General features: G+C 60.7%; 1 protein-coding gene. It reads right to left on the bottom strand.

What is annotated here, in order from left to right:
- Window positions 1–4: 4 nt before the first annotated feature.
- The coding region (locus tag SB772_RS44560; protein WP_410839098.1) for a hypothetical protein at window positions 5–244 on the bottom strand (240 nt) is incomplete at its 5' end.

Below are 244 nucleotides of genomic sequence, written 5' to 3'. Positions count from 1 at the left end.
CCATTTACGCTGCCTTTGTCTGCACTGTTGCTTTTGTCTTTCCCTGCGACGTACCGCCGTGCGCAGGACGCGGTCCCGCTTCGGGAGCCGCGGCGTCGTCTGCCAGTTGAAGGAAGAGAATCGAAATCTGCGCGCCCTCGATCACATCGCCCGCTTTCATGCGATTGCGAATGTCGATGCGCGCGCCATGTTCGTCGACGATCTTCTTGACCATCGCAAGACCCAGGCCCGTGCCCTTGGCCTC

Origin of the sequence: Paraburkholderia sp. SIMBA_030, from assembly GCF_046535245.1 — a bacterium.
In the GTDB taxonomy this organism is placed as follows: Bacteria; Pseudomonadota; Gammaproteobacteria; order Burkholderiales; family Burkholderiaceae; genus Paraburkholderia.
This window is presented reverse-complemented; position numbering and strand designations above follow the sequence as displayed.